At 71.1% G+C, this 24,075-nt stretch carries 22 protein-coding genes; 14 read left to right on the top strand and 8 right to left on the bottom strand.

Annotated features, from left to right (window positions below):
- The first annotated feature begins 24 nt into the window (after nt 1-24).
- From ACFFR3_RS05055 to ACFFR3_RS05030, 6 genes are all read left to right on the top strand, one after another.
- Complete coding sequence (locus ACFFR3_RS05055) at nt 25-582, top strand: AMIN-like domain-containing (lipo)protein (RefSeq protein ID WP_345396122.1); 558 nt, start codon at nt 25-27, stop codon at nt 580-582.
- A 5-nt stretch (nt 583-587) separates the two neighbouring features.
- Nucleotides 588-938, top strand: a complete 351-nt coding sequence (locus ACFFR3_RS05050; protein ID WP_364364927.1) for a cupin domain-containing protein — start codon at nt 588-590, stop codon at nt 936-938.
- A 72-nt stretch (nt 939-1,010) separates the two neighbouring features.
- The gene (locus ACFFR3_RS05045) at nt 1,011-2,084 is read left to right on the top strand and encodes an adenosine deaminase (protein ID WP_345409532.1); all 1,074 of its coding nucleotides are present in this window, start codon (nt 1,011-1,013) and stop codon (nt 2,082-2,084) included.
- A complete protein-coding gene (locus ACFFR3_RS05040) occupies nt 2,081-2,689 on the top strand; it encodes a PH domain-containing protein (protein ID WP_345396124.1) in 609 nt (202 codons plus the stop codon). The genes ACFFR3_RS05045 and ACFFR3_RS05040 overlap by 4 nt, the downstream gene beginning before the upstream one ends.
- 59 nt (nt 2,690-2,748) lie before the next feature.
- Nucleotides 2,749-3,234 (top strand): GyrI-like domain-containing protein, encoded by a 486-nt coding sequence (locus ACFFR3_RS05035; protein ID WP_379482661.1) that lies wholly within the window; start codon nt 2,749-2,751, stop codon nt 3,232-3,234.
- A gap of 134 nt (nt 3,235-3,368) precedes the next feature.
- The gene (locus ACFFR3_RS05030; RefSeq protein WP_345396128.1) at nt 3,369-3,569 is read left to right on the top strand and encodes a hypothetical protein; all 201 of its coding nucleotides are present in this window, start codon (nt 3,369-3,371) and stop codon (nt 3,567-3,569) included.
- Here the strand turns inward: ACFFR3_RS05030 and ACFFR3_RS05025 are convergent.
- Both ACFFR3_RS05025 and ACFFR3_RS05020 read right to left on the bottom strand, forming a co-directional pair.
- Nucleotides 3,556-4,545 carry a winged helix DNA-binding domain-containing protein gene (locus tag ACFFR3_RS05025; RefSeq protein ID WP_379482660.1) on the bottom strand — a complete coding sequence of 330 codons (990 nt, stop codon included), beginning with the start codon at nt 4,543-4,545 and terminating at the stop codon, nt 3,556-3,558. The genes ACFFR3_RS05030 and ACFFR3_RS05025 overlap by 14 nt on opposite strands.
- A 110-nt stretch (nt 4,546-4,655) precedes the next feature.
- Nucleotides 4,656-5,096, bottom strand: a complete 441-nt coding sequence (locus ACFFR3_RS05020; RefSeq protein ID WP_020540396.1) for a VOC family protein — start codon at nt 5,094-5,096, stop codon at nt 4,656-4,658.
- 322 nt (nt 5,097-5,418) lie between these two features.
- On the opposite strand from ACFFR3_RS05020, the gene ACFFR3_RS05015 reads away from it, so the two are divergent.
- Complete coding sequence (locus ACFFR3_RS05015) at nt 5,419-6,915, top strand: MFS transporter (protein WP_379482659.1); 1,497 nt, start codon at nt 5,419-5,421, stop codon at nt 6,913-6,915.
- On the opposite strand, the gene ACFFR3_RS05010 is transcribed toward ACFFR3_RS05015, so the two are convergent.
- From ACFFR3_RS05010 to ACFFR3_RS04990, 5 genes are read right to left on the bottom strand one after another with little or no spacing between them, the layout of a single operon-like run.
- Nucleotides 6,870-7,595 (bottom strand): hypothetical protein, encoded by a 726-nt coding sequence (locus ACFFR3_RS05010; RefSeq protein ID WP_345396138.1) that lies wholly within the window; start codon nt 7,593-7,595, stop codon nt 6,870-6,872. The genes ACFFR3_RS05015 and ACFFR3_RS05010 overlap by 46 nt on opposite strands.
- Nucleotides 7,592-9,223: a phospho-sugar mutase gene (locus ACFFR3_RS05005; protein ID WP_379482719.1), complete on the bottom strand. Its 1,632-nt coding sequence runs from the start codon at nt 9,221-9,223 to the stop codon at nt 7,592-7,594. The genes ACFFR3_RS05010 and ACFFR3_RS05005 overlap by 4 nt, the downstream gene beginning before the upstream one ends.
- A gap of 8 nt (nt 9,224-9,231) precedes the next feature.
- Nucleotides 9,232-10,047, bottom strand: a complete 816-nt coding sequence (locus ACFFR3_RS05000) for a purine-nucleoside phosphorylase (RefSeq protein ID WP_345396140.1) — start codon at nt 10,045-10,047, stop codon at nt 9,232-9,234.
- A 2-nt stretch (nt 10,048-10,049) separates the two neighbouring features.
- Complete coding sequence (locus ACFFR3_RS04995) at nt 10,050-11,354, bottom strand: M20/M25/M40 family metallo-hydrolase (protein ID WP_345396143.1); 1,305 nt, start codon at nt 11,352-11,354, stop codon at nt 10,050-10,052.
- On the bottom strand, nt 11,351-12,355 hold the full coding sequence (locus ACFFR3_RS04990) for an Lrp/AsnC family transcriptional regulator (protein ID WP_364364945.1): 1,005 nt from the start codon (nt 12,353-12,355) through the stop codon (nt 11,351-11,353). The genes ACFFR3_RS04995 and ACFFR3_RS04990 overlap by 4 nt, the downstream gene beginning before the upstream one ends.
- A gap of 110 nt (nt 12,356-12,465) precedes the next feature.
- On the opposite strand from ACFFR3_RS04990, the gene ACFFR3_RS04985 reads away from it, so the two are divergent.
- Nucleotides 12,466-13,770, top strand: a complete 1,305-nt coding sequence (locus ACFFR3_RS04985) for an MFS transporter (protein ID WP_364364948.1) — start codon at nt 12,466-12,468, stop codon at nt 13,768-13,770.
- Here the strand turns inward: ACFFR3_RS04985 and ACFFR3_RS04980 are convergent.
- Entirely contained in the window at nt 13,767-14,219 is a 453-nt protein-coding gene (locus ACFFR3_RS04980; RefSeq protein ID WP_345396149.1) for a gamma-glutamylcyclotransferase family protein, read from the bottom strand. The two genes, ACFFR3_RS04985 and ACFFR3_RS04980, sit on opposite strands and share 4 nt — an antisense overlap.
- Before the next feature lie 72 nt (nt 14,220-14,291).
- Here ACFFR3_RS04980 and ACFFR3_RS04975 point away from each other — a divergent pair, with 72 nt between their 5' ends.
- The 6 genes from ACFFR3_RS04975 (at nt 14,292) to ACFFR3_RS04950 (ending at nt 24,036) form a co-directional block, all read left to right on the top strand.
- Nucleotides 14,292-15,680 carry an NAD(P)H-quinone dehydrogenase gene (locus ACFFR3_RS04975; RefSeq protein ID WP_364364951.1) on the top strand — a complete coding sequence of 463 codons (1,389 nt, stop codon included), beginning with the start codon at nt 14,292-14,294 and terminating at the stop codon, nt 15,678-15,680.
- A gap of 152 nt (nt 15,681-15,832) precedes the next feature.
- On the top strand, nt 15,833-18,118 hold the full coding sequence (locus tag ACFFR3_RS04970; protein ID WP_379482658.1) for a TIM-barrel domain-containing protein: 2,286 nt from the start codon (nt 15,833-15,835) through the stop codon (nt 18,116-18,118).
- A 17-nt stretch (nt 18,119-18,135) separates the two neighbouring features.
- Nucleotides 18,136-19,449 (top strand): ABC transporter substrate-binding protein, encoded by a 1,314-nt coding sequence (locus tag ACFFR3_RS04965; RefSeq protein WP_345396155.1) that lies wholly within the window; start codon nt 18,136-18,138, stop codon nt 19,447-19,449.
- Nucleotides 19,450-20,322 carry a carbohydrate ABC transporter permease gene (locus ACFFR3_RS04960; RefSeq protein WP_364364958.1) on the top strand — a complete coding sequence of 291 codons (873 nt, stop codon included), beginning with the start codon at nt 19,450-19,452 and terminating at the stop codon, nt 20,320-20,322. It abuts the gene before it with no gap.
- Complete coding sequence (locus ACFFR3_RS04955; RefSeq protein WP_364364961.1) at nt 20,319-21,140, top strand: carbohydrate ABC transporter permease; 822 nt, start codon at nt 20,319-20,321, stop codon at nt 21,138-21,140. The genes ACFFR3_RS04960 and ACFFR3_RS04955 overlap by 4 nt, the downstream gene beginning before the upstream one ends.
- Before the next feature lie 13 nt (nt 21,141-21,153).
- Nucleotides 21,154-24,036: a glycoside hydrolase family 3 C-terminal domain-containing protein gene (locus ACFFR3_RS04950; protein WP_379482657.1), complete on the top strand. Its 2,883-nt coding sequence runs from the start codon at nt 21,154-21,156 to the stop codon at nt 24,034-24,036.
- Nucleotides 24,037-24,075: the final 39 nt, after the last annotated feature.

Raw genomic sequence — 24,075 nt, 5'->3', positions numbered from 1 at the left:
TCGTACGCTGGGCAAATACCGGTCATGCGCCCGCCGAGTGTCCGCCCGCTGTTCCCACTCGTCCTGCTCAGCGTGCTGACCGCGTGCGGCACCGCGCAGCAGGCCACGCTGCCGCAGAGCCCGTCGTCCTCCGGGCCGGCCGCGCAGCCGGGCCCGACGCGTACGGCCGAGGTGGAGGTCGATCGGGGCGGCATGGAGCCGGCGGTCGTGACGAACGTACGGTATGCGGCTCACGACACCTATGACCGGCTCGTGGTCGACCTGCGCGGCGGCATACCCGGATATGACGTGAAATGGGTGGACGGGTTCGTCCAGGACGGCTCGGGCAAGCCCATCGACGTACGCGGTGGCGCGTACCTGCAGCTCACGCTCTTCCCCGCGCACGCCCACGACGACGAGGGCGAGCCCACCTGGGGCGGCGGCCCCGTCTACGCCGCCGGGCTCGGCAACCTCACCAAGGTCGTCAGGACCGGCGACTTCGAGGGCCGCGTCGGGATCGGGCTGGCGCTCGACCGGCGGGCCGGGTTCCGGGTCACCGAGCAGGGGTCGCCGGATCGGCTCGTGCTCGACGTGGCACACTGACCGTCGTGGTGAGAAAGATCGAGGGGGCCTCGCGCATCCCCGTACCCGGTGGCAAAGTGATCGACGAGCACGTGGGCCGCGTCAACAGCGGCGACGAGGCGGTGTCCATCGCCCACATGACCGCGCCGCCCGGGTGGGAGGAGCCCGCGCAGACGCCGGCCTTCACCGAGTACACCGTGGTCCTGCGCGGCACCGTGCTCGTCGAGCACGCCGAGGGCACCACGCGGGTCGACGCCGGCCAGTCGGTGGTGACCTCGCCGGGCGAGAAGGTCCGCTACAGCGTCGGCCCCGAGGGCGCCGAGTACATCGCGGTGTGCCTGCCCGCCTTCGCCCCCGAGGCCGCAGGACGCGACTGACGGCGGGCCGCGCGCCGGGATCGCGCCCGGTGGGGGCGAGTGAAAGCCGGGCCGTCCTCATATCATGGGCGGATGAGCCCCACGCTTGACGAGATCCGGCGGGCTCCCAAGGTGTTGCTGCACGATCACCTCGACGGCGGGCTCCGCGCCGAGACGATCGTCGAGCTGGCCCGGGAGACCGACTACGGCCGGCTGCCCACCCACGACCCCGACGACCTGCGCCAGTGGTTCGAGGAGGCGGCCGACTCCGGCTCGCTCGAACGCTACCTGGAGACCTTCGACCACACGGTCGCCGTCATGCAGACCCGCGAGTCGCTCGCCAGGGTCGCCCAGGAGTGCGCGGAAGACCTGGCCGCCGACGGCGTGGTCTACGCCGAGGTGCGCTTCGCCCCCGAACAGCACACCACCCGGGGCCTCAGCCTCGACCAGGTGGTGGAGGCCGTGCTCGACGGGTTCGAGCGCGGCTCCCAGGGGCGCGGCATCCGCGTCGGCACGCTGCTGACCGCCATGCGCCACCAGGCGCGCTCCCGCGAGATCGCCGAGCTCGCGGTCCGCTACCGCGACGGCGGCGTGGTGGGCTTCGACATCGCGGGCGCCGAGGCCGGCTACCCGCCCACCCGCCACCTCGACGCGTTCGAATACCTGCAGCGGGAGAACGCCCACTTCACCATCCACGCTGGCGAGGCGTTCGGGCTGCCGTCGATCTGGCAGGCCATCCAGTGGTGCGGCGCCGACCGGCTCGGCCACGGCGTGCGCATCATCGACGACATCTCGGTCTCCGAGGACGGCACGGCCAAGCTGGGGCGGCTCGCGGCGTACGTCCGCGACAAGCGCATCCCGCTGGAGATGTGCCCCACCTCCAACCTGCAGACCGGCGCCGCCGCGTCGATCGCCGAGCACCCCATCGGGCTGCTGCGGCGCCTGCACTTCCGCGTCACGGTCAACACCGACAACCGGCTGATGAGCTCCACCACCGTGTCGGACGAGTTCCGCAAGCTGGTCGAGGCGTTCGGCTACGGCTGGGACGACCTGCAGTGGTTCACGGTCAACGCGATGAAGTCGGCGTTCCTGCCGTTCGACGAGCGGCTGGCGCTCATCAACGGCGTGATCAAGCCCGGGTTCGCACGGCTCAAGTGGCAGCCGTGAAGCAGACCTACCGCTCCAAGACCGCCTATGTCCTGGCGTGGATCTGGCTGGTGTTCGTCGCGCTCAACGTCGTCGACCTGGTCGTCCGCTTCAGCGGCAAGGCGTCGCTGGTGGCGCTGGCCGTGCTCGCCGTGCTGACCGCGCTGGTCTACGCGGTCGCGCTGCGGCCCGCCACCGTGCTCACCGAGGAGGGGCTGGTGGGGCGCAACCCGTTCCGCACCACGTTCCTGCCGTGGGCCTCCATCGACGACGTCGGCGTCTCCCACTCGATCAACGTCCGCTACGGCGACGACCAGGTGCTGCGGCTGTGGACGCCGATGAGCAGCGCGCGCGAACGGGCCAAGGCGCAGCGCCGCGGCGCCCCCGCCCAGCAGCGGGGGCGCTTCGCCACCGAGCCGGCCCTGTCGAAGGGCGAGCAGGCGGCGGCCGAGGCGTTCGCGGGCAAGACCCACGCCGACTGGGTGGGCGACCAGATCCGCGACCGCGCCGAGTCCGCCAAGCGCCGCTCCAAGGAGGCCGGGCCCGCCCGGGTGACGTGGTCGTACGACTCGATCGCGGCGCTGGTCGTCGCGCTCGCTCTGGTGGTCGCCGCGGTCGTCGCGTAGGCGTGCGATGAGTTTCGCGGGCCTGGCCGGTCTGATTGAGGGAGAAGGAGGTTTCACCTGTGCCTGAGATCGTGGAACTCCCCGACCGTCCGTACGTCGGGGTGCGCGGCGCCATCACCATGAACACCATCCCGGTCGTCGCGGACCGGATCGGCGAGATCGCCGGCTGGCTGCTGGGACGCGGTGCCGCCATCGCCGGGGCGCCGTTCCTGCGTTACGAGAGCTTCGACACCGAAGGCGACGGGCTGGTGATGCAGGCCGGGGTGCCGGTCGCGGGGCCGGTGGAGGTCGAGGGCGACTACTTCGCCGCCGTCCTGCCCGCCGGCCGCTACGCCACCCTCACCCACCGCGGCCACTTCGACGGCCTGGTCGAGGCCACCCGTGTCCTGCTGGCGTGGGGCGAGGAGCAGGGCCTGAAGTGGGACATGACCGAGGGCGACGGTGCCGAGCACTGGGGCTGCCGCCTGGAGGTCTACAACACCGACCCCCGCGTCGAGAACGACCCCGCCAACTTCCTCACCGACCTCCGGTTCCGCCTGTCCTGACCACCCGCCCGGCCGTCCGCGGCACCTGAGGCCGAGCGCCGGCACCGCGACGCCGGTTCGGGACATGGGCTCGGGCGGGTGCGCCGACGGCCCTTGGCGTCGGTCCGGGGCTTGGGCCAGAGCTGAAGGAGGCGGTGGCCGCGGTGACCGGGATGGTGCCGCCGCCGGACGCCGACGCTGACGGGCAGATGCGGGCGCTGCCGCCGGGCTACCGCCGAATTCGTTCCGATCCTCCTCGCGGGCCCGTTCGCGACTTCGTCGCGGCGCGGGGCGAGGTGATGAACCTCGACCGGTTCGCCCTGGCCCGAGTCCCGGTCGGGCTTACTCCAATGTGAACGACGGTTCGGTGTTGTCTGGGGCGACGAACGCGAGCAGGCGGGCGGCCTCGTCTCGTACCGCTGCTTTTTCGGAGCCCGACAGTGGCCGGAACGGTGTGATGTGCAGGTGGCCGTTCGTGAGCGTCCAGCTGCCTTCCGCGAAGCCGTCGACGAGGAACAAGGGCACGCCCCCGGAGGCCCTGGGCGCGATCCGCCGGCGATTCTCCTCGCTGATCACGCGGGTCCGGTCCCGGTACCCGAGGACGGCGTTGTCGAAGGCGGGCAGGAACCGGACCGGCGCTGGTCGGTCCGGTTCGCCCAGCGGTGCGTCGGGCAGGTCGAGCAGTTCGCCTCCCTGCTCGTCCCGGAAGGCGCGCAGTTTCGGCCGCAACCCTTCGACGACCTTGCGGAGCCGGGTCGATCCCGACCAGGCCTGGATGTCCATGACACTGGCTGGACCGAACGCGGCGAGGTAGCGCAGGACCATCGTCTCCGGTTGTGGCGCGTCGGTCAGCGGGCGGCCGAGCCATTCGTCAGCCAGGGTGACCGGTGTCCCACGCCGATGCCCCCACCGGCCCCAGATGGAGTGGGGTGGTGGATGCACCAACGCCTCCAGCAGCTCGATGGCCTCGGCCAGCCGGCCAGGGGCGCGGCCGGGGAATCGGTCGGTGAGCAACTGGCCGAGATCCCGGCGGGTGAGCGTCTTTCCGGTCAGTAGCTGTCGGCTGACGCGGGCGAGCTCGTCGAGATCCATCCCCTCGATCTGCGTGGCGTAGTACGCGTCGGTCAAGGCTTTCCGCACAGCGGGCGCGACCGTCGGCCACAGCCAACGGAAGTCCTCGCCGCTGGCAAGGTGTTGGGTACAGCGCAGCATAGTGGCGTGCACCACGTCGCGGCTCTCGAGCAGGGCCGTCAGGTCATCGTGCCGGAAGTTCTCCAACCGCGCCCACAACCCCACATAAGGTCCGTTGGGCATTTGTGCCTGCATCGCCACGAGGTGCTCGATCGCCTCCAGCGGAGTACGAGGAACGCGCCGGGCCAGCAGTTGCCGCTCCAGGAGTGTCCGGTTCAGTACCCTCCGGGACAGCTCGGGTACGCCCGATCTCACGACTGGTCGGCCGACCAGTCCATCGGGACCTCTTGAGTGATGGCGATCAGGTTGCCGTCGGCCGCCTTCAGGACGGCCAGCCGGGCTCCGGGCATGTCCACGATGCCGGTTGCCGGGTCGATGTTGTCCCCCGCGGCGGCCTCGGCGGTACCGACCTCGGCGAGCGATCCGTCGGAGATCTCGGTCATCGCCGTCGCCCCGGCGGCGACCAGTGCGCGATGCTCCTGTTCGATATCCTCGACCGCCCAAAAGACCAGCGGATGATCTACCCAGGGCGCCGCCGTGAGCCCGATCTCCACGCCGTCACCGGAGAACGCCGCGAAATCGTCGCTCTGGAACGCGGGTGGTCCGCCCAGCAACGCGGTCCATGCCGCGATGCTGGCGGGCAGATCCCGCACGGGCAGGACTACATTGCCGAAACCGATAAACCGTGCCATAGGTGGCATTCTTCCAGATCTTGCCACCAGATCCGGCCGCGCCGATCGTCAGCGCATCCGGCCGAAGAACCGCCGGAGGTCCGCGACGAGTAGATCCGGGACGTCACTCAGGCGCCGGGCCCGTCGTTGGGGCTGGGGGCCAGGGGCCGTGCCGCCGGCGCGTCTTTCGTCGGTTCGGTGTGGTCGGCTGGGAGGGGTGGCTTGGGTGGGCCGGTCCTAGGACGGATGGCCGAGTTGGTCCAGGGCCGGTGGCCGATCCGCGCGGGCGTGGCCGGCCTGGACACTGCTGCGGGTGCGATTCTCCTCATCGGGCAGCCGTGCCGTGCGTCCCTTTCTCGTCGGCATGTTCGTGGACGCCCTCGGCAACGGCCTGTACGTCCCGCTGACGCTCCTGTTCATCCAGCAGGTGACCGGCCTGCCGCCGGCGACGGTCGGGCTGGGGGTGACGGTGGCGGCGGGGCTGGGGCTCGCGGCCAACCCCGTGGCGGGCGTGCTCATCGACCGGTTCGACGCGCGTACGGTGCTGGTCGGCACCTACGTGATCCGCGCACTCGGCTTCGCCGTCTACCCGCTGGTGGACGGCTTCGGCCCGCTCATCGCGATCGCCGCCGTCATCGCGGCCGGTGACCGGGCCTACTACCCCGCCTCAAGCAGCTACGTGGCGGTGATCAGCGAGGGCGGCGGCCGGGACCGCCTCTACGCGACCCAGGCGACCGCCCGCAACGTCGCCTTCGGCCTGGGCGGCCTGCTGTCGGCGAGCGCCGTCTCCCTGGCCGGCCAGACCGGCTTCACCGTCATCGCCCTCCTCAACGCGGCCAGCTTCGCCCTCGCCGCCACCTGCCTCCTCCTCCCGGCCAACCGCCCGCTCAGCTCACCCAGGACGGGGAAGCGGAGGGGTGAGGAGACGCACCCCACCCGCCCGAAGGAGCACCCCACCGGCGAGACACCGGACGCGCGCCGCCTGGAAGGGCCGGTGGGTGGCGGGGCATCGGATGTGGGCCGGCCGGAGGGGTCGGTGGGTGGCGGGGCATCGGATGTGGGCCGGGCGGAGGGGTCGGTGGGTGGCGGGGCATCGGATGTGGGCCGGGCGGAGGGGTCGGTGGGTGGCGGGGCATCGAGTGCGGGGCGGGTGGAGGGGGCGTCGAAGGGTGGGTATCGGCGGGTGCTTCGGGATGGGCCGTTCATGGGGTTGGTGGTGGCGGAGCAGGCGTTCACGCTGGCTCATCTGATCCTGTCCGTGGGGCTGCCTCTCTACGCGGTCTCCGTTCTTGAGCTGCCTCCCGCTCTGCTGGGGGTGCTGTACACGGTCAACACGCTGCTGGTGGCGGCGGGGCAGATGCCGGTGCGGCATGTGCAGCGGCATGCTCGCCGTACGCACGCGATGGCGCTCGCGGGCGGGGTCTTCGTGGTCGCCTGCGGTCTGTACGCGGTGACGGCGGCGGTCCCGGCCGGCCTCGCCAGGGTGGTGGTGCTGGTCGCGGCCACGTTGGTGTTCACGTTGGCCGAACTGCTGCACACCGCGCCCGCCGCGGCCCTGGCGGCCGGGGCCGCGCCTGCCGCGATGCGGGGGCGGTACCTGGCGATTCACCAGATGACGTGGGCGGTCGGGCAGGTGGTGGCGCCGGCCGGGTTCTCTGCGCTGGTCGTGCTGTCGCCGCCGCTGCTCTGGGCGGCGCTCGGCACGCTGCTGGCGCTCGCGGCCGCCGGGCTGCTCAGGCTGGCGGCGCGGCTGCCGGCCGAGGCGGTCAGCGCCCCCGCGGGAACGCGAGGTGGTCAGCGGCCCCGCAGGAACGCGAGGTCCGCGCCCCACGAGTCGTAGACCTCGCCGTGCCCGGCCGCCCTGGCATGGGGTTCGAGGTCGTTGAGCAGCGTCCGTACGGCGTCGCCCGCCTCAAGGGTGAGAGCCGCGGCCAGCAGGGGCAGCAGCGTGTCGGCCGCCCACAGCGGCGGGCCCAGCGGGTGCCGCCGCAGCTCCCACTCCAGGTACTTGTTGTACGGCCGCACCCGCCCGTGCAGCGCGAACACGTACGTGAGGTAGGCCGGGACCGCCTCGGCGCCGTCCAGCAGCGTCCCCATGACGTTGCCGTCGCGGGTGTTCTTCAGGCACCGGTAGGCGCTGTTGAGGAACGCCCCGAGCGCCTCGTGCGCCACGACGCCCGCCTCCTCGGCGGCGAGCCTGCCCTTGGCGGTGGCCAGCGAGGCGACGATTCCGTCGGGTGTGTCCTTGAGCACCTGGGAGTAGGCGAAGGCGTAGCGGTTCCACTCGGTGCCCGACCCGGGCAGCGCGTGCGCACGGAACGCGTCGAGCGTCATCACCACCACATCCAGCAGGGCGTCCCGCCGGGGCGGGAGGGAGGCCGCGGGCGTGACGACCGCGTACAGGTCGTGGTCGGAGTGCGAGGTGGCGGTGCCCTCGCGGGCGTGCGAGCCGCTCAGCACCAGCCCGAGCACCTCCGGGTCGGCGAGGACCTGGTCCAGGAAGCGCTCGAACTCCGTCACCCCAGCCCCAGCCGCGCGGCGAGGTCGGACTTGACGGCCTCCAGCCGCCGGGCGGCGTCCGCGCGGGCCTCGCCGGGCGTCGTGGTGACCGGCACGACCACCTCCAGGTAGCACTTGAGCTTGGGCTCGGTGCCCGAGGGCCGGACGACCACGCGGGCGTCGTCCGCCAGCCGGTAGCGCAGCCCGTCGGTCGGCGGCAGGCCGCCGTCGCCGCGCGCGAGGTCGTCGGCGGCGGTCACCTCAAGGCCGCCGAGGCCGGAGGGCGGCTCGGCCCGCAGCCGGGACATGGCGTCGGTGATCAGCGACAGGTCGGCGACCCGGAAGGAGAGCTGGGTGGTGGCGTGCAGGCCGTAGCGGCGGGCCTGGTCGTCGAGCAGGTCGAGCAACGTACGCCCCTCGCGCTTGGCGGCGGCGGCGATGCCCGCCACGGTCAGCGCGGCGCCGATGCCGTCCTTGTCCCGGACCGGCAGCCCCGCGTCGGACCCGACGCTGTAGCCGATGGCCTCCTCGTAGCCGAACACCAGCCCCGGCCCGGCCTTGATGATCCACTTGAAGCCGGTCAGCGTCTCGCCGTACCGCACGCCGTGGGCTCGGGCGATCTTGGCGAGCAGGGTGGAGGAGACGATGGTGGTGGCGACCATGCGGTCGCCGGTGGTGTGCGTGATGACGTGCTCGGCCAGCAGGCCGCCGACCTCGTCGCCGGTCAGCATCCGTACGCCGCCGCCCGGTAGCGGCACCCCCACCGCGCACCGGTCGGCGTCGGGGTCATTGGCCAGCACCAGGTCCGCGCCGGTCTTGCCGGCCAGCGCGGCGGCGAGGTCCATCGCGCCCGGTTCCTCCGGGTTGGGGAAGGCGACGGTGGGGAAGTCGGGGTCGGGGTTGCGCTGCTCCTCGACCGCCATCGGGCTCTCGAACCCGGCGGCGAGGAACGCGCCGGTCAGCGTGGCCGCGCCGACCCCGTGCAGCGGCGTGTACGCCACCCGCAGCTCGCGCGCGTCACCGAGGGGCAGCGCGGTGACGGCCTCGATGTAGTCGTCGACGATGTCCTCGCCCAGCTCCGTCAGCGTGCCAGGACTCCCGAGCGGCAGCTCGTCCACCCGGCCGACCGCGTCGATGGCGGCCGAGATGTCGGCGTCGACGGGCGGCACGATCTGGGACCCGTCGCCCCAATAGACCTTGTAGCCGTTGTCGCGTGGCGGGTTGTGGCTGGCCGTGACCGTCACCCCGGCGTCGGCGCCCAGGTGGCGGACGGCGAAGGCGAGCACCGGCGTCGGCAACGGGCGCGGCAGCAGGGTGGCGTGCAGCCCGGCGCCGGTCAGCACGGCGGCGGTGTCGCGGGCGAACACGTCGGACTTGTGCCGCGCGTCGTAGCCGATGACGACGTGCCGGCCGGGACCGAGCACGGCCGCGAGACCGGCGGCGGCGCGCATCACGGTGACCCGGTTCATCCTGTTGGGACCCGCGCCCAGCTCGCCGCGCAGGCCCGCGGTGCCGAACTCCAGCCGCGCCCCGAACCGCTCGCGCAGCGCGTCGAGGTCGTCCCGCTCGATCAGCCCGGCCAGCTCGGCCCTGGTGTCGGGGTCGGGGTCCTGCGCCAGCCAGGCTCGGGCCTCGTCCACGAGGCTCACCGCCGGGCTCACAGCCGGTCCACCACCTTGGCGAGCAGCACGCCCATGCGGGCGGCCGTCGCCCGGCCCACCTGCAGGACCTCCTCGTGGTCGAGCGGCTCGCCGGACAGCCCGGCGCCCGGGTTGGTGACCAGGGAGATGCCGAGCACCTCGACGTTCGCCTCGCGGGCGGCGATGGCCTCCAGGACGGTGGACATGCCCACCATGTCGCCGCCGAGCGTGCGCAGCATGCGGATCTCGGCCGGGGTCTCGTACGTCGGGCCCCTGAAGGCGACGTAGACGCCCTCGGCCAGGGTCGGGTCCACCTCGCGCACCAGCGCGCGCAGCCGCCGCGAGTAGACCTCGGTGAGGTCGATGAAGGTGGTGCCGGTGATCGGGTTGGCCCCGGTCAGGTTGATGTGGTCGCTGATCAGGACCGGGTCGCCGACGTTCTGCGTCTCGGGCCGCAGGCCGCCGGCCGCGTTGGTGAGCACCAGCGTGCGTACGCCGGCCGCGGCCGCCGTGCGTACGCCGTGGACGACCGCGTCGACCCCGAGCCCCTCGTACAGGTGGGTGCGGCCGAGGAAGATCAGCGCGTGCCGGCCGGACGGGGTGCGCACGACGCGGATCTTGCCGCCGTGCCCGGCGACGGCGGGGGCGCGGAAGCCGGGCAGGTCGGTGAAGGGGATCTCGCTCACCGTCTCGCCGAGCGCGTCGGCGGCGGGCACCCACCCCGACCCCATGACGAGCGCCACGTCGAGCGGCACGTCGAGTTCGTCGAGGCCCGCGGCGCTGCGCAGCGCCGCGGCGGCCTCACTGGCCAGGGTGTATGCGTCTTTGGTCACCTTCAGTAGTTTAGGAGCAGCCTGTCCAGTACCCGCACGCCGAACTGGAGGGCGTCCACCGGCACCCGCTCGTCCACGCCGTGGAACATCGAGGCGAAGTCCATGTCGGCGGGCAGCCGCAGCGGCACGAACCCGAACCCGCGCACGCCGAGGTCGGCGAAGAACGTCTTGTTGTCGGTGCCGCCCGACATGCAGTACGGGATCGCCCGCGCCGCCGGGTCCTCGGCCTTCAGCGCCGCGATCATCGACTCGACCAGCGCCCCGTCGAACGAGGTCTCCAGCGCGATGTCGTGGTGCACGAACTCGCGGCGCACCTTCGGCCCGAGCAGCCCGTCGATGGTCTTGAAGAACTCCTCCTCGTGCCCCGGCAGGAACCGCCCGTCCACCACGGCCGTGGCCTGGCCGGGGATGACGTTCGACTTGTAGCCGGCGCCGAGCTGGGTCGGGTTGGTGGTGTTGCGCAGCGTCGCGCCGACGAAGCGCACCAGCGGCCCGATCTTGTCGAGGATGGGCTGCGGGTCGTCCTCGTCGAACGGGATGCCGAAGGCGTCGGCCACCTCGGTCAGGAAGCGGCGCACGGTCTCGGTGTAGGTCAGCGGCCAGTCGTGGGCGCCGATCCTGGCCACCGCCTTGGCGACCTCGGTGACGGCGTTGTCGTCGTTCAGCATGGAGCCGTGGCCGGCGGTGCCGTCGGCGATCAGCTTCATCCAGGCCAGGCCCTTCTGGGCGGTCTCGATGAGGTAGAGCCGCAGCGACGGGTCCACTTCCAGGGAGTAGCCGCCGACCTCACTGATCGACTCGGTGACGCCCTCGAACAGCTCGGGGTGGTGCGCGGTGAGGTATTTGGCGCCGTAGACGCCGCCGGCCTCCTCGTCGGCGACCCAGGCGAAGACGATGTCGCGGCGCGGCCTGATGCCCTCGCGCTTGAAGCGGCGCAGCACGGCCAGCATCATCGCGTCCATGTCCTTCATGTCCACGGCGCCGCGGCCCCAGATGTAGCCGTCGCGCACCTCGCCCGCGAACGGGTCGACCGACCAGTCGGCGGCGTTGGCCGGCACGACGTCGAGGTGGCCGTGCACGAGCAGGGCGGGCAGCGAGGAGTCGGTGCCCTCGACGCGGGTGATCACGTTGCCGCGGCCGGGCTCGCTCTCGATGTACGTCGGCTCGATGCCGACCTCGGCCAGCCTGGCCATGACGACCTCGGCGGCGGCGCGTTCACCGGGGCCGCTGCCGTCGCCGTAGTTGCTGCTGTCGGCGCGGATCAGCTCCACGCACAGGTCGGCGACTTCCCTCTCAGCAGGGGTCATGGTGTGTTCTCCCAACGGTGGTCGAGCGTGAGCAGTCCGGACTTGTGGAGGTGACCGCGCTTGTAGGCGCGGGTGATCAGGGTGAGGTCGACGTCGGTGATCTCGTCGTACCGGCCGACGACGCCGGTCATGAAACGGTAGAGCGCCGCCTCGTGCGCCGCCACGACCTGCACGATGAGGGAGTGCGTGCCCGTGGTCGCGGCGCAGTAACGGACGTGGGGGTGCGCGGCCAGTTGCCGGCCGACCCGGTCGAGGCCGTGGGGGCGGGCCTTGAGCCAGAGCATGGCCTCGACCTCCAGGCCGAGCAGCGCGGGCTCGACCTCGGCGCGCGGCAGCAGCAGCCGCCGCTCGATGAGTGAGGTGACCCGCCTGCGGGCGGTCGGCACGGAGATGTCGAGGCGCTCGGCGACCGCGGTGAACGCGATGCGCCCGTCACCGGCGAGCAGCTCGGCGATCTCCTGCTCCAGCGGCGTCAGGCCCTCCTCGTCGGGCGGCGGCTCCGGCTCCGACTCGGGGAGCGGGCCCGGCCGCAGCTCGGCGACCTCGCGCTCGGTGAGGTAGGGGGCGTGCCACTCGGCGACGGTCCTGAACGTGTGCAGCACCACCTGGGTCTGCGTCTGCAGCACGCCGTCGATGCCGGTGACCTGGGAGGACAGGATGTGATGCAGGTCCTCCCTGGTGGGGGCGACCAGCTCGCAGCCGATGTCGGCGGCTCCGGTGAGCGCGTAGACCGAGCGGGTGTCGGCCCGGCCGGCCAGCGCCTTCGCCACCTCGGGCACGGTGCCGGGACGCACCTGGACGTGCAGGTGCACGGGACGGCCGTGGCCGGTGCGCAGGTCGTCGTAGATGGCGGTGACGCGGACGACGCCGTCGGCGATCAGCCGCTGCAGCCGCCGCGCGACCGTGCGCTCGTGCTCGCCCACGGCCCGGCCGAGCTCGCCCCACGACGCTCGGGGGCTGACTTGCAGGGCGGCGACGAGGCGCCGGTCGAGAACATCCACCTAGGGCCGTTTCTATGTCTGGTTTGTAAATGTTTGCCGAAACATTTGACTGTTTCGGTCGTCCGAATGCACAGTAAGCCATCTCTGCAGTTGTCAGCAAAGGAGCCCACGTGGCGACCTCCCCGGTGGCGCAATCACCACTCGGCATCCCCAAGAGCCGTGTCCGCCAGCTCACGGCGGCCAGCATCGGCAACGTCGTCGAGTGGTACGACTGGTACGCCTACAGCTTCCTCGCTCCCATCTTCTCCGCCCAGATCTTCGCCGAGAGCTCGGGCAACAGCCTGGTGCCGCTGCTCAGCTCGTTCGCCGTCTTCGCCGTGGGCTTCTTCATGCGCCCGCTCGGCGGCCTGGTGGTCGGCGCGTTCGCCGACCGCTACGGACGTAAGGCCGCGATGACGTTCACCATCATGCTGATGGGCGTCGGCTCGCTGATCGTCGGCCTGACCCCCACGTACGAGTCGGTCGGCCTGCTCGCGCCCGTCATCCTGACCCTGGCCAGGCTCATCCAGGGCCTGTCGGTCGGCGGCGAGTTCGCCGCCGCCACCACGTTCCTCGTCGAGTCGGCCCCGCACGGCCGCCGCGGCCTCTACTCGAGCTTCCAGTACGTCAGCACCACGATCGGCCAGCTGCTGGCCTCGGGCCTGGCCGCCCTGCTGGCGACCCTCCTGATCGAGGCCGACATGGACTCCTACGGGTGGCGGATCCCGTTCTTCGTGGGCGCCCTGCTCAGCCTCGTGGGCCTGTGGATCCGCAGGGGCGCCGACGAGACCTCCGCGGTCGCCGGCGAGATCCAGAGCGGCAAGGCCGAGCGGCCCAAGATGTTCGAGTTCCTCAGGAACTACCCGAGGTCCGCGGCCACCATCGTGGGCATCACGATCGCCGGCACCGTCGCGTACTACACGTGGACCACGTTCCTGCCCACGTACGCGCAGATCACCGTCGACTTCGACGTGGCGGACTCGCTGCAGATCGGCACGATCTCGCTGGTCTTCTTCATGATCCTGCAGCCGCTGCTCGGCATGCTGTCCGACAGGATCGGCCGCAAGCCCATGCTGATCACGTTCGGCATCGGGTTCGTCGTGCTGCCGGTGCCGATGCTCGGGCTGCTCACCGACGCCTACGCGAGCCTGCTGGTCGTCCAGCTCATCGGCATGGTCTTCCTCGGCTGCTTCACCTCGATCTCGGCGGCGGTCAACGCCGAGCTCTTCCCCACCCGGGTGCGGGCGGCGGGCGCCGGGTTCCCGTATTCGCTCACCGTGGCGATCTTCGGTGGCACCGCGCCGCTGATCGGGACGGCGCTGAAGGACGCGGGCAACCCCGGGCTCTTCCCGTGGTACATGTCGGCGCTGGCGCTGATCTCGACCCTGGTCTACCTCTTCGTGCTCAGGGAGACCAAGGACAAGCCGCTCAGCTAACCGCCGTAGGAGGTGCAGGGGCGCTCTCGCAGCTCTTTGACGTAGTCGTCGGGAGCGCCCGCCCGCTCGGCGGCCTCGGCCAGGCTGCCGAGGTAGCGGGCCGACGGCAGGCCGCCCTCGTAGCCGTCGAGCACGTAGAACCAGGCCACGACCTCGCCGTCGAGCGTCTGCACCCGCAGCCGCACCTTGTGGTAGGCCCCGCGTACGGCGCCCTCCCACTGGTCGAGCGAGGTCTCCTCCCACTCGGGCACGTCGTAGAGCACCACGAAGACGTGCTCGTCGGGATCTTCGACGATGGTGGCGACCGCGCCCTCCCAGGCGAGGTCCATGCCGCCGAACGTCAGGCGCCAGCCCGGCAGCCATCCGACGCCCCTGATGGGGGAGTGCGGGGCACGCATGGCCATCTGCTCAGGGTCCATGTTGCTGCCGTAGGCGGCGTAGACAGGCACAGCTGACAAGAGTAGCGCCTGAGACCGCGCCCCGTTTCGACCTCGGGCCGGGGCATGCGGGACAATGGTGACGTGACGAGGATCGTGATCATCGGCGGCGGACCAGGCGGCTACGAGGCGGCGCTGGTGGCCGCTCAGCTAGGCGCGCAAGTCACGATGGTCGAGCAGGACGGCCCCGGCGGCGCGTGCGTGCTGACCGACTGCGTGCCGTCCAAGACCCTGATCGCGACCTCCGTGCGTAAGCAGGCGCTGCTCGACGCCCCCTCCTTGGGCGTGTCGTTCTCCGGCGGGCCCGACGGCGACGCCGGCACGGTGGGCGTCGATCTGCCGCTGGTCAACAAGCGGGTCAAGGAGCTGGCGCAGGCGCAGTCGGCCGACATCGCGACGCGGGTCGAGGCCGAGGGCGTCGAGATCATCAGGGCGCGGGGGCGGCTGGTCGATCCGCAGGTGGTGCGGGCGGGCGACCGGACGATCAGGGCCGACGTGGTGCTGGTGGCCACCGGGGCGACGCCCCGGGTGCTGCCCGGCGCCGAGCCCGACGGCGAGCGCATACTCAACTGGCGTCAGCTCTACGACCTGGAGGAGCTGCCCGAGCACCTCATCGTCATCGGGTCAGGGGTGACCGGCGCCGAGTTCGCCGGTGCCTACCGGTCGCTGGGGTCGGAGGTCACGCTGGTCTCCAGCCGCGACCGCATGATGCCCAACGAGGACGCCGACGGCGCCGAGGTGCTCGAAGAGGTCTACCGGCGGCGCGGCATGAACGTCATGGGCCGTTCCCGGGCCGCCTCCGTCAAGCGCACCGCCGACGGCGTGGTGGTGACGCTGGAGGACGGCCGCACCGCCGAGGGCTCCCACGCGCTGATGACGGTCGGCATGGTGCCCAACACCTCCGGCATCGGCCTGGAGGAGGCCGGGGTGCAGCTCGACAGGGGCGGCTTCATCAAGGTCGACAAGGTCTCGCGCACGTCCGCGCCGGGCGTCTACGCGGCCGGTGACTGCACCGGCGTGCTGATGCTCGCCTCCGTCGCCGCCATGCAGGGGCGCATCGCGGTGTGGCACGCGCTGGGCGAGGCCGTGCAGCCGCTGCGGCTGGCCACGGTGGCCTCCAACATCTTCACCGACCCCGAGATCGCCGCGGTCGGCGTGGCGCAGCGGGCCATCGAGGCGGGCGAGATCGAGGCGAACGTGGTCAAGCTGCCGCTCGCCACCAACGCCCGCGCCAAGATGCAGGGCTTCAACGACGGGTTCGTGAAGGTGTTCTGCCGGCCGCACACCGGCATCGTGCTGGGCGGCGTCGTGGTGGCGCCGCGGGCCTCCGAGCTGATCCTGGCCGTGTCGGTGGCGGTGCAGCAGCGGCTGACCGTCGACCACCTCGCCCACACCTTCGCCGTCTACCCGTCGCTGTCGGGCTCGATCACCGAGGCCGCCCGCCGCCTGATGCAGCCGGGCGTGTCCATCTAGCCGTCCCGCGCTCCACCGGGGCGCTCGCACAGGCCGAGGCAACCGCCTCGGCCTTTTTCCTTGCGCCTTCCCGCAAGTTCGCACCGTTGACGTTTGTTGGTATGGACAGCAAACTAATTCACGAGTTTGGCGCCCGCGTTGAAGGAGCTTCCATGCCCTATCGCCCTCCCCTGGTCGCGCACGAGTACTTCGTCGCGGACCCGCCCGAGTTGCCGGTCCGCGAGCGGGGTGAGGGCGGCCTGTCGGCGCTCGCCTCGGCGGAGCTGCTCGCGGCCGACGGCGCGGAGGTGCTGCTCAAGGCGGTGACCACGGCTCAGGAGACGCTGGTCGTGCAGGTGGGCGTGGCGGGCGAGGGCGTGATCAGGGTCAGGTTGTCGGATGACGCGACCGCGCGCCCCCGCTCGGAGAGGGCGATCGCGCTGGTGACGCCCGGCACGTACGCCGAAGCGCGGGCGGTGACCGAGCCGGGCGAGCCGATCCTGATCGACGCGGGCCCGCTGCGCGCCGAGATCGGCCTGTCGCCCTGGCACCTGCGCTTCACCGACGCCTCCGGCGCCACGCTGGTCGAGCAGGACCGCGGGCACACCGACATCAGCGGCCGGATGCGTACGCTGCCGTTCGGCCGCTCCCGCGCCGCGGGCACCCCGGTGGCCTACCACGAGAGCTTCACCGCCGTGCCGGACGAGGCGTTCAGCGGGTTCGGCGAGTCGTTCACCCGGCTCGACAAGCGCGGCCAGCGGCCGGTGATGTGGAACTTCGACGCCTTCGGCGCCGAGTCGCAGCGGGCGTACAAGAACGTGCCGCTCTACCTGTCGAGCCGCGGCTACGGCGTGCTGGTGGACAGCGGCGCGCCGGTGGAGTTCGACGTGTGCCAGTCCACGCACAGCGTCGTGCAGATCGTGGTTCCCGACGACGTGCTCGACTACTACGTGATCGCCGGGCCGACGCCGCCCGAGGTGCTGGAGCGTTACGACCGGCTGACCTGCCGGCCGTCGCTGCCGCCGAAGTGGGCGTTCGGCACGTGGATCTCGTCGGGGTTCTGCGTGGACAGCCAGGAGCGGGTGCTGGCCAGGGCGCGCACGATCAGGGAGCGCGGCATCCCGTGCGACGTGCTGCACCTGGACACGTACTGGCAGACCGACGGGCACTGGTCGGACCTGCGGTGGGACGCGAAGAACTTCCCCGACCCCGAGCGCATGCTGGCCGAGCTGGACACGATGGGGTTCAAGGTCTGCCTGTGGATGAACCCGTACGTCTCGCATCTCAGCCCGATCTTCCGCGAGGCCGCCGAAGCCGGATATTTCCTGAAAAATCAGGCGGGGCTCGTCTACGTCGCCGACTGCTGGCACGGCTCCTTCCCCGCCTGCGGCATCGTCGACTTCACCAACCCGGCCGCCGTCGCCTGGTTCAAGGACCTGCTGCGCCCGCTGCTGCGCCAGGGCGTGGCCGCGTTCAAGACCGACTTCGCCGAGGGCGTGCCCGCCGACGCGGTCGCCTTCAACGGCATGTCAGGCACCGACCTGCACAACGTCTACACGCTGCTGTTCAACGACGTCGTGGCCGAGGTCACCCGCGAGGTCAACGGGCACGACCTGGTGTGGGCGCGCTCGTCGTACCTGGGCGGGCAGCGCCACAGCGCCCAGTGGGGCGGTGACACCTACACCAGCTACGCCGCCATGGGCAGCACGATCAGGGGCGGCCTCGCGCACGGGCTGTCGGGCGTGCCGTTCTGGAGCCACGACGCCGGCGGCTTCACCGGCCGCCCCACCGACGACCTGTACGTCCGCTGGACCCAGTTCGGCGCACTGTCGCCGCTGCTGCGCCTGCACGGCACGACCACCCGCGAGCCGTGGGAGTTCCCCGCCGTCGAGGCGGAGGCGGTGGCCGCGCTCAGGCTGCGCTACCGGCTGATGCCCTACCTCTACTCGGCGGCCGTCGAGGCCGCGCGTACGGGGGCGCCGATGATGCGGGCGCTGTGCGTCGACCACCCTGACGACCCGGTGGCCTGGCAGGCCGATCTGGAGTACCTGCTCGGCCGCGACCTGCTCGTGGCCCCCATGACCGCGCCGGACGGCGTCAGGCAGGTCTACCTGCCGCATGGCCGGTGGGTGGACTACTGGACGGGCGAGGTGCTGGAGGGCGCCCGCTACGTCCGGATCGGCAGGCCGCTCGACCAGATCCCGCTCTTCGTCCGCTACGGCGCGCTCATCCCGGTCCAGGAGGAAGGGGACACGGTGGACGTGCCGCCCGAGATCACGCTGGTCGCCTTCGGGGGCGGCGACGGCACGGTCCACATCCACGACGCCGACGGCCTGACGGTCGCGGTCGCCACCAGGGACGGCGACGAGCTGCGCGTCGCCGTCACCGGCCCTAAGCGCGTCACCGGGGTGGACATCGTCCCGGTGGCCGGAGCTCCCGCGCGGGCCGTCATCTCGTAACACCCCCTGGAGGGATCATGGTCAGATCACGAGGCACGGCGGTGCTGGCCGCCGCCGTGCTCGCCCTGTCGGCGCTGTCGGCCTGCGGCTCGGGCGGCTCGGAGAGCCCCGCCCCGAGCGGCACGGAGCCGCGCGTGCTCAAGCTCTGGCACTACGAGAGCGCCGAGAGCGCGATGGGCAAGGCGTGGGCCGAGGCGATCAAGAAGTTCGAGGCGTCGCACCCGAACGTGAAGGTCGAGTTCGAGGAGAAGGGCTTCGAGCAGATCCAGAAGACGGCGAGCATGGTGCTCAACTCGGACGAGGCGCCCGACCTCATGGAGTACAACAAGGGCAACGCCACGTCGGGGCTGCTGTCGAAGCAGGGCCTGCTGACCGACCTCAGCGAGGAGGCCACCAAGCGCGGCTGGGACAAGCTGCTGCCCGGCGGCCTGCAGACCACCGCCAAGTACGACGACCGCGGCGTGATGGGCTCCGGCAAGTGGTACGGCGTGCCCAACTACGGCGAGTTCGTGATGGTCTATTACAACAAGGACCTCTTCGCCAAGCACAAGGTCGAGGTGCCGGCCACGTACGAGGAGTTCACCGCCGCGCTGGACACCTTCGTCAAGGCAGGGGTGACCCCGCTCGCCAACGCCGGCGCCGAGTACCCGGCGCAGCAGATCCTCTACCAGCTCGCGCTGACCAAGGCGCAGAAGCCGTGGATGGAGTCGTACCAGCTCTACAAGGGCAAGGTCGACTTCCACGGGCCCGAGTTCACCTACGGGGCCGAGACGTTCGCCGACTGGGTGAAGAAGGGCTACATCGCGAAGAACTCGGCCGGACTCAAGGCCGAGGACATGGGCGTGGCGTTCATGAAGGGCGAGTTCCCCATGGTGATCAGCGGCAGCTGGTGGTACGGCCGCTTCGCCTCGGAGATCAAGGACTTCGAGTGGGGCCACTTCCTGTTCCCCGGCGCCGCCATGTCGCCGGGGTCGAGCGGCAACCTCTGGGTCGTGCCGGAGAACTCCGAGAACAAGGACCTCGCGTACGACTTCATCGACATCACGATGAGCCAGGACATCCAGAACCTGCTCGGCAACTCCGGCGGCGTCCCCGTGGCGGCCGACCCCGGCGCGATCACCGACGAGAAGAGCAAGGAGCTCATCGAGACCTTCAACAAGCTGACCGCCGCCGACGGCCTGGCCTTCTACCCCGACTGGCCCGCGCCCGGCTACTACGACGTGCTGGTGGCCGGCGTCCAGAACCTCATCAACGGCAGCAAGACCCCTGCCCAGGTGCTGGACGAGATCGCCGGGCCGTACGAGGACAACCTCGCCGACCTGGGCAACTAGATGAGCGTTCGTACCGGCAGCAGGCGGGGTTACTGGCTCTATCTGGTGCCCAGCCTGCTGCTGTTCCTCGCCGTCATCGTCGTGCCGTTCGTGATGAACGTCGGGGCGAGCTTCACCCGCTGGTCGGGGGTGGGCACGCCGCGCTGGATCGGGCTCGACAACTACACGCGGCTGCTGGCCGACGAGCGGTTCTGGGAGTCGTTCCAGCACAACGTGGGGCTGATCGTGGCCATGGCGATCGTGCCGACCGCGATCGGGCTGGTGCTGGCGGCGGCCCTGTTCGACTACATCGGCAGGAGGTTCGGCGCCCGCACGGCCTCGGCGCTGCGCGCGATGTACTACCTGCCGCAGGTGCTGCCGGTGGCGGTGGCGGGCGTGGTGTGGGGCTGGATGCTGCACCCCTCGTACGGCGCCGTCAACCAGATCCTCGGCCTCGACCTCGACTGGCTCGGCGACCCCGACCTGGCGCTGGCCACGGTCATGGGGGTCATGGTGTGGTTCCAGCTCGGCTATCCCGTCGTCATCTTCATGGCCGGGCTGCAGCGGGTGGACCCGTCCTACTACGAGGCGGCCGAGATCGACGGGGCCTCGTGGTGGCGGAAGTTCTGGCACATCACGATCCCGCAGATCCGGCCGGAGATCTTCGTGGTGCTGCTGACGTGCACGATCGCGGCGCTGAAGGTGTTCGGGCCGATCTTCGTGCTGACGCGCGGCGGTCCCGGCAACGCGACGATGGTGCCGTCGTACTTCTCGTACCTGAACTTCTTCCAGAAGAGCAACGTCGGCTACGGCTCGGCGATCGCCACCGTGCTGGCGCTGATCATCATCGTGGTGACGTTCCTGTTCCTGCGGGTGCAGGAGCGTGAGTCATGAGGAGCCCCGGACGGTGGGCGGTGCTGTTCGCGCTCGTCGTGCTGGCCGTGGTGATGATCTTCCCGTTCCTCATCGTGGCGATGAACGCGATCAAGTCGCCGGCCGAGTACAGCTCGCAGGGGCCGCTGAGCCTGCCCGACGGGCTCTACCTCCAGGGCATCGTGGACTTCTGGAACCGGGCGGAGTTCGGCACCAAGCTCTGGAACAGCTTCCTGATCAGCGCGTCCGTGGCAGTGCTCGCGGTCGTGCTGTCGGTGCTCAACGCGTACGCGCTGGGCATCGGCCGGGTGAAGGGCCGGCTGTGGATCCTCGTGCTGTTCCTGGTGGCCAACACGCTGCCGCAGGAGTCGCTGGCCTACCCGCTGTACTACCTGGCCAAGGCCGCCGGTCTGTACGACACCCAGCTCGCGGTGATCATCGTGATGACCGCGATCCAGGCGGCGTTCGGCACGTATCTGCTGAGCGCGGTGCTGGGCCAGTTCCCGAAGGAGATCCTGGAGGCGGCGGCGATCGACGGCGCGGGGCGGCTGCGCGCGCTGCTGAGGATCGTGGTGCCGATCAGCCGGCCGACGATCAACGTCCTGCTGATCTTCTTCTTCATCTGGACCTGGAACGAGTTCTTCCTACCGCTCATCTTCCTGATCTCCAACGACACCCAGACGGTGCCGGTGGCGCTCGGGATCCTGCAAGGGGAGCGGTACATGGACGCCACCATGTCCAGCGCGTCGGCGCTGCTCGGCGTGCTGCCGGCGGTCGCCTTCTTCCTGATCTTCCAGCGCACGCTGACCCGAGGTGTGACGGTCGGCGCCATCAAGTGATGGAGACCCCAAGATGCGAAAAGTCCCGTTATTAGCCACCCTGACCCTGGCCGCGTCCCTGCTCGCCGCGCCCGCCCAGGCCGCCCCGAGCCACCCCTTCCAGAACCCGGCACTCCCGCTCGACCAGCGGGTCTCCGACCTGCTCGGCCGGCTCACGCTGGACGAGAAGCTCAGCCTGCTGCACCAGTCGCAGCCCGCGATCCCCCGGCTCGGCATCGGCTACCACAAGAACGGCACCGAGGCCCTGCACGGCGTCGCCTGGTCCAACCACCTCGACGACAACTGGAACCAGAAGTTCGCGAGCGGCACGGTGTTCCCGCAGGCCGTGGGCCTGGCCAGCACGTGGGACCCGGAGCTGGTCAAGCGGGTCGGCTCGGCCGTGGGCGACGAGGCGCGCGGCTACAACGCCACCGACCCCGTCCTGTGGGGGCTGCAGGTGTGGGCGCCCGTGGTCGACCTGCTGCGCGACCCCAGGGCCGGCCGCAACGAGGAGGGCTACTCCGAGGACCCGCTGCTCACCGGGGCCATGTCCACCGCGTACGGCAAGGGCCTCCAGGGCGACGACCCCTTCTACCTCAAGACCGCGCCCGTCCTGAAGCACTACCTGGCCTACAACAACGAGACCGACCGCAGCCTCACCTCCTCCAACCTGACGCCCAAGCTCAGGCACGAGTACTACGAGCCGGCGTTCAAGGCGGCCATCTCGGCCGACGCGGCGACCGGGGTGATGGCGTCGTACAACCTGGTCAACGGGCGGCCCAACCACGTCAACCCCGACCTGGACACCGTCGTCAGGTCCTGGACCGGCAAGACGCTCTACAACGTGAGCGACGCCTGGGGGCCGCACGCGCTCACCGACCTGGAGCACTACTACGAGGGCAAGCCCGAGGCGTTCGCGGCCGTGCTGAAGGCCGGGCTCGACAGCTTCACCATCGACGGCAGCGACATCGGGCCGCTGGTCACCAACCTCAAGGCGGCGCTCGACCAGGGCCGCATCACCGAGGACGACGTGGACGAGGCCGTCGGGCGGGTGCTGTCGATCAGGACCAGGCTCGGGCACTTCGACCCGGACGGCGGGCCGTACAAGGAGATCGGCGCCGAGGTGATCAACAGCGCCGCCCACCAGAAGCTGAACCGCGAGACCGCGGCGAAGGCGGCCGTGCTGCTGAAGAACTCCGGCGTGCTGCCGCTCGGCAGGCCGACGTCGGCGGCCGTGGTCGGGCCGCTGGCCGGCAAGCTCTACCGGGACTGGTACTCGGGGCAGCTGCCGTACCAGGTGACGCCGCTCGACGGGATCAAGGAGCGGGTGCCCGGCGTGACGACCGGCGAAGGGCTGGAGCGCATCGCGCTCAAGCACGTGGAGAGCGGCACGTACCTCACCGCCACCGGCACCGGGCCCGACGACAACGCCGTGCTCACCGGCACCGCGCCCACCGCGGCCGCCCAGTGGGACCTGACCGACTGGACAGGCGGCGTCTCCACGCTGCGCAACGCCGGCAACGGCCGGCTGCTCGGCGGCGACTGGCGCTCGCTCGACACCGACGACGCCGAGCCCGACGGCTGGTACGTCTCCCAGCAGTTCGCCCTGGAGAAGCAGCCCGGCGGCGCCTACCTCATCAGGTACGCCGGCTACGAGACGGTCGAGAGCTGGTTCGCGCTGCCCGACGCGTACGTGGGCGTCACCCCTGAGGGCACGCTCGGCCTGGTGCCCAAGGCGCAGGCCGCCGCGTTCGCCAAGGAGGTCGTCTCCGACGGCATCGCCGAGGCCGCGGCGCAGGCGAAGAAGGCGCAGGTCGCGGTCGTGGTGGTGGGCAGCCACCCGTTCGTGGCGGGCCGCGAGTTCCACGACCGCGACACGCTGAAGCTGGGCGACGGCCAGCGGCGGCTGATCGACGCCGTGCGCAAGGCCAACCCGCGCACGGTGGTCGTCCTGGAGACCAGCTACCCGGTCATCGTGGACGCGCCGACGCTGCTGTGGACCACGCACGCGGGCGCCGAGACCGGGCACGCCATCGCCGACGTGCTGTTCGGCGACGTCAACCCGGGCGGGCGGCTGCCCCAGACCTGGCCGGCCGGCGACGACCTGCCGGACCTGCTGGACTACGACCTGGTCAAGACCGGCATGACGTACCTGTACAACAGGGACAAGCCGCTCTACGCCTTCGGCCACGGCCTCAGCTACACCACGTTCGGCTACCAGGGCCTGCGCGTGCGGGGCGACAAGGTGAGCGTGAAGGTGACCAACACCGGCAGGGTGACCGGCGACGAGGTCGTGCAGCTCTACACCCACCAGCGCGGCTCGCGCTTCGCGCAGCCGGTCAAGCAGCTGCGCGGCTTCCAGCGGGTGACGCTGAAGCCGGGGGAGAGCCGTACGGTGAGCTTCCCGTTGAAGAAGGCGGACCTGGCCGTCTGGGACCACACCCGGGGCAGGTGGACGGTCGAGAAGGCCGCCCACGACGTGCTCGTCGGCTCGGCCTCCGACCGCATCCGCCAGTCCACGACGCTGCGCGTCTCCGGCGAGACGGTGCCCGTGCGCGACCTCACCAAGCCGACCAGGGCCATGGACTTCGACGACTACGCGGACGTCACCTTCGCCGACGAGAGCAAGGTGAGCGGCGAGGTCGTCGAGGGCTCGGCCGGCGACTGGCTGGCCTTCACCCGCGCGGCGTGGGGCTCCCGGCTCACGGCGTCGGTGGCCTCGACCGGCGGCGGCTCGTTCGAGGTGCGGCGCGGCTCGCCGACCGGCGCGCTGCTCGCGACCGTGCAGGTGCCCGCCACCGGCGGGATCTACCGGTACGCGGACGTGACCGCGACGGCGAAGGCGGGCTCAGGCGACCTGTACGTGGTGTTCAAGGGCGACCTGCGGATCAAGGACTTCGCGTTCACCAGGTCGTGATCAAGGTTCGGCAGACTCTGCGATCTCCCGAAGGAAGGA

The organism is Nonomuraea salmonea (assembly GCF_042428605.1).
GTDB lineage: Bacteria > Actinomycetota > Actinomycetes > Streptosporangiales > Streptosporangiaceae > Nonomuraea > Nonomuraea salmonea.
The sequence above is the reverse complement of the archived record's forward strand: the minus strand, read 5'-3'. Positions and strand labels throughout refer to the sequence as shown.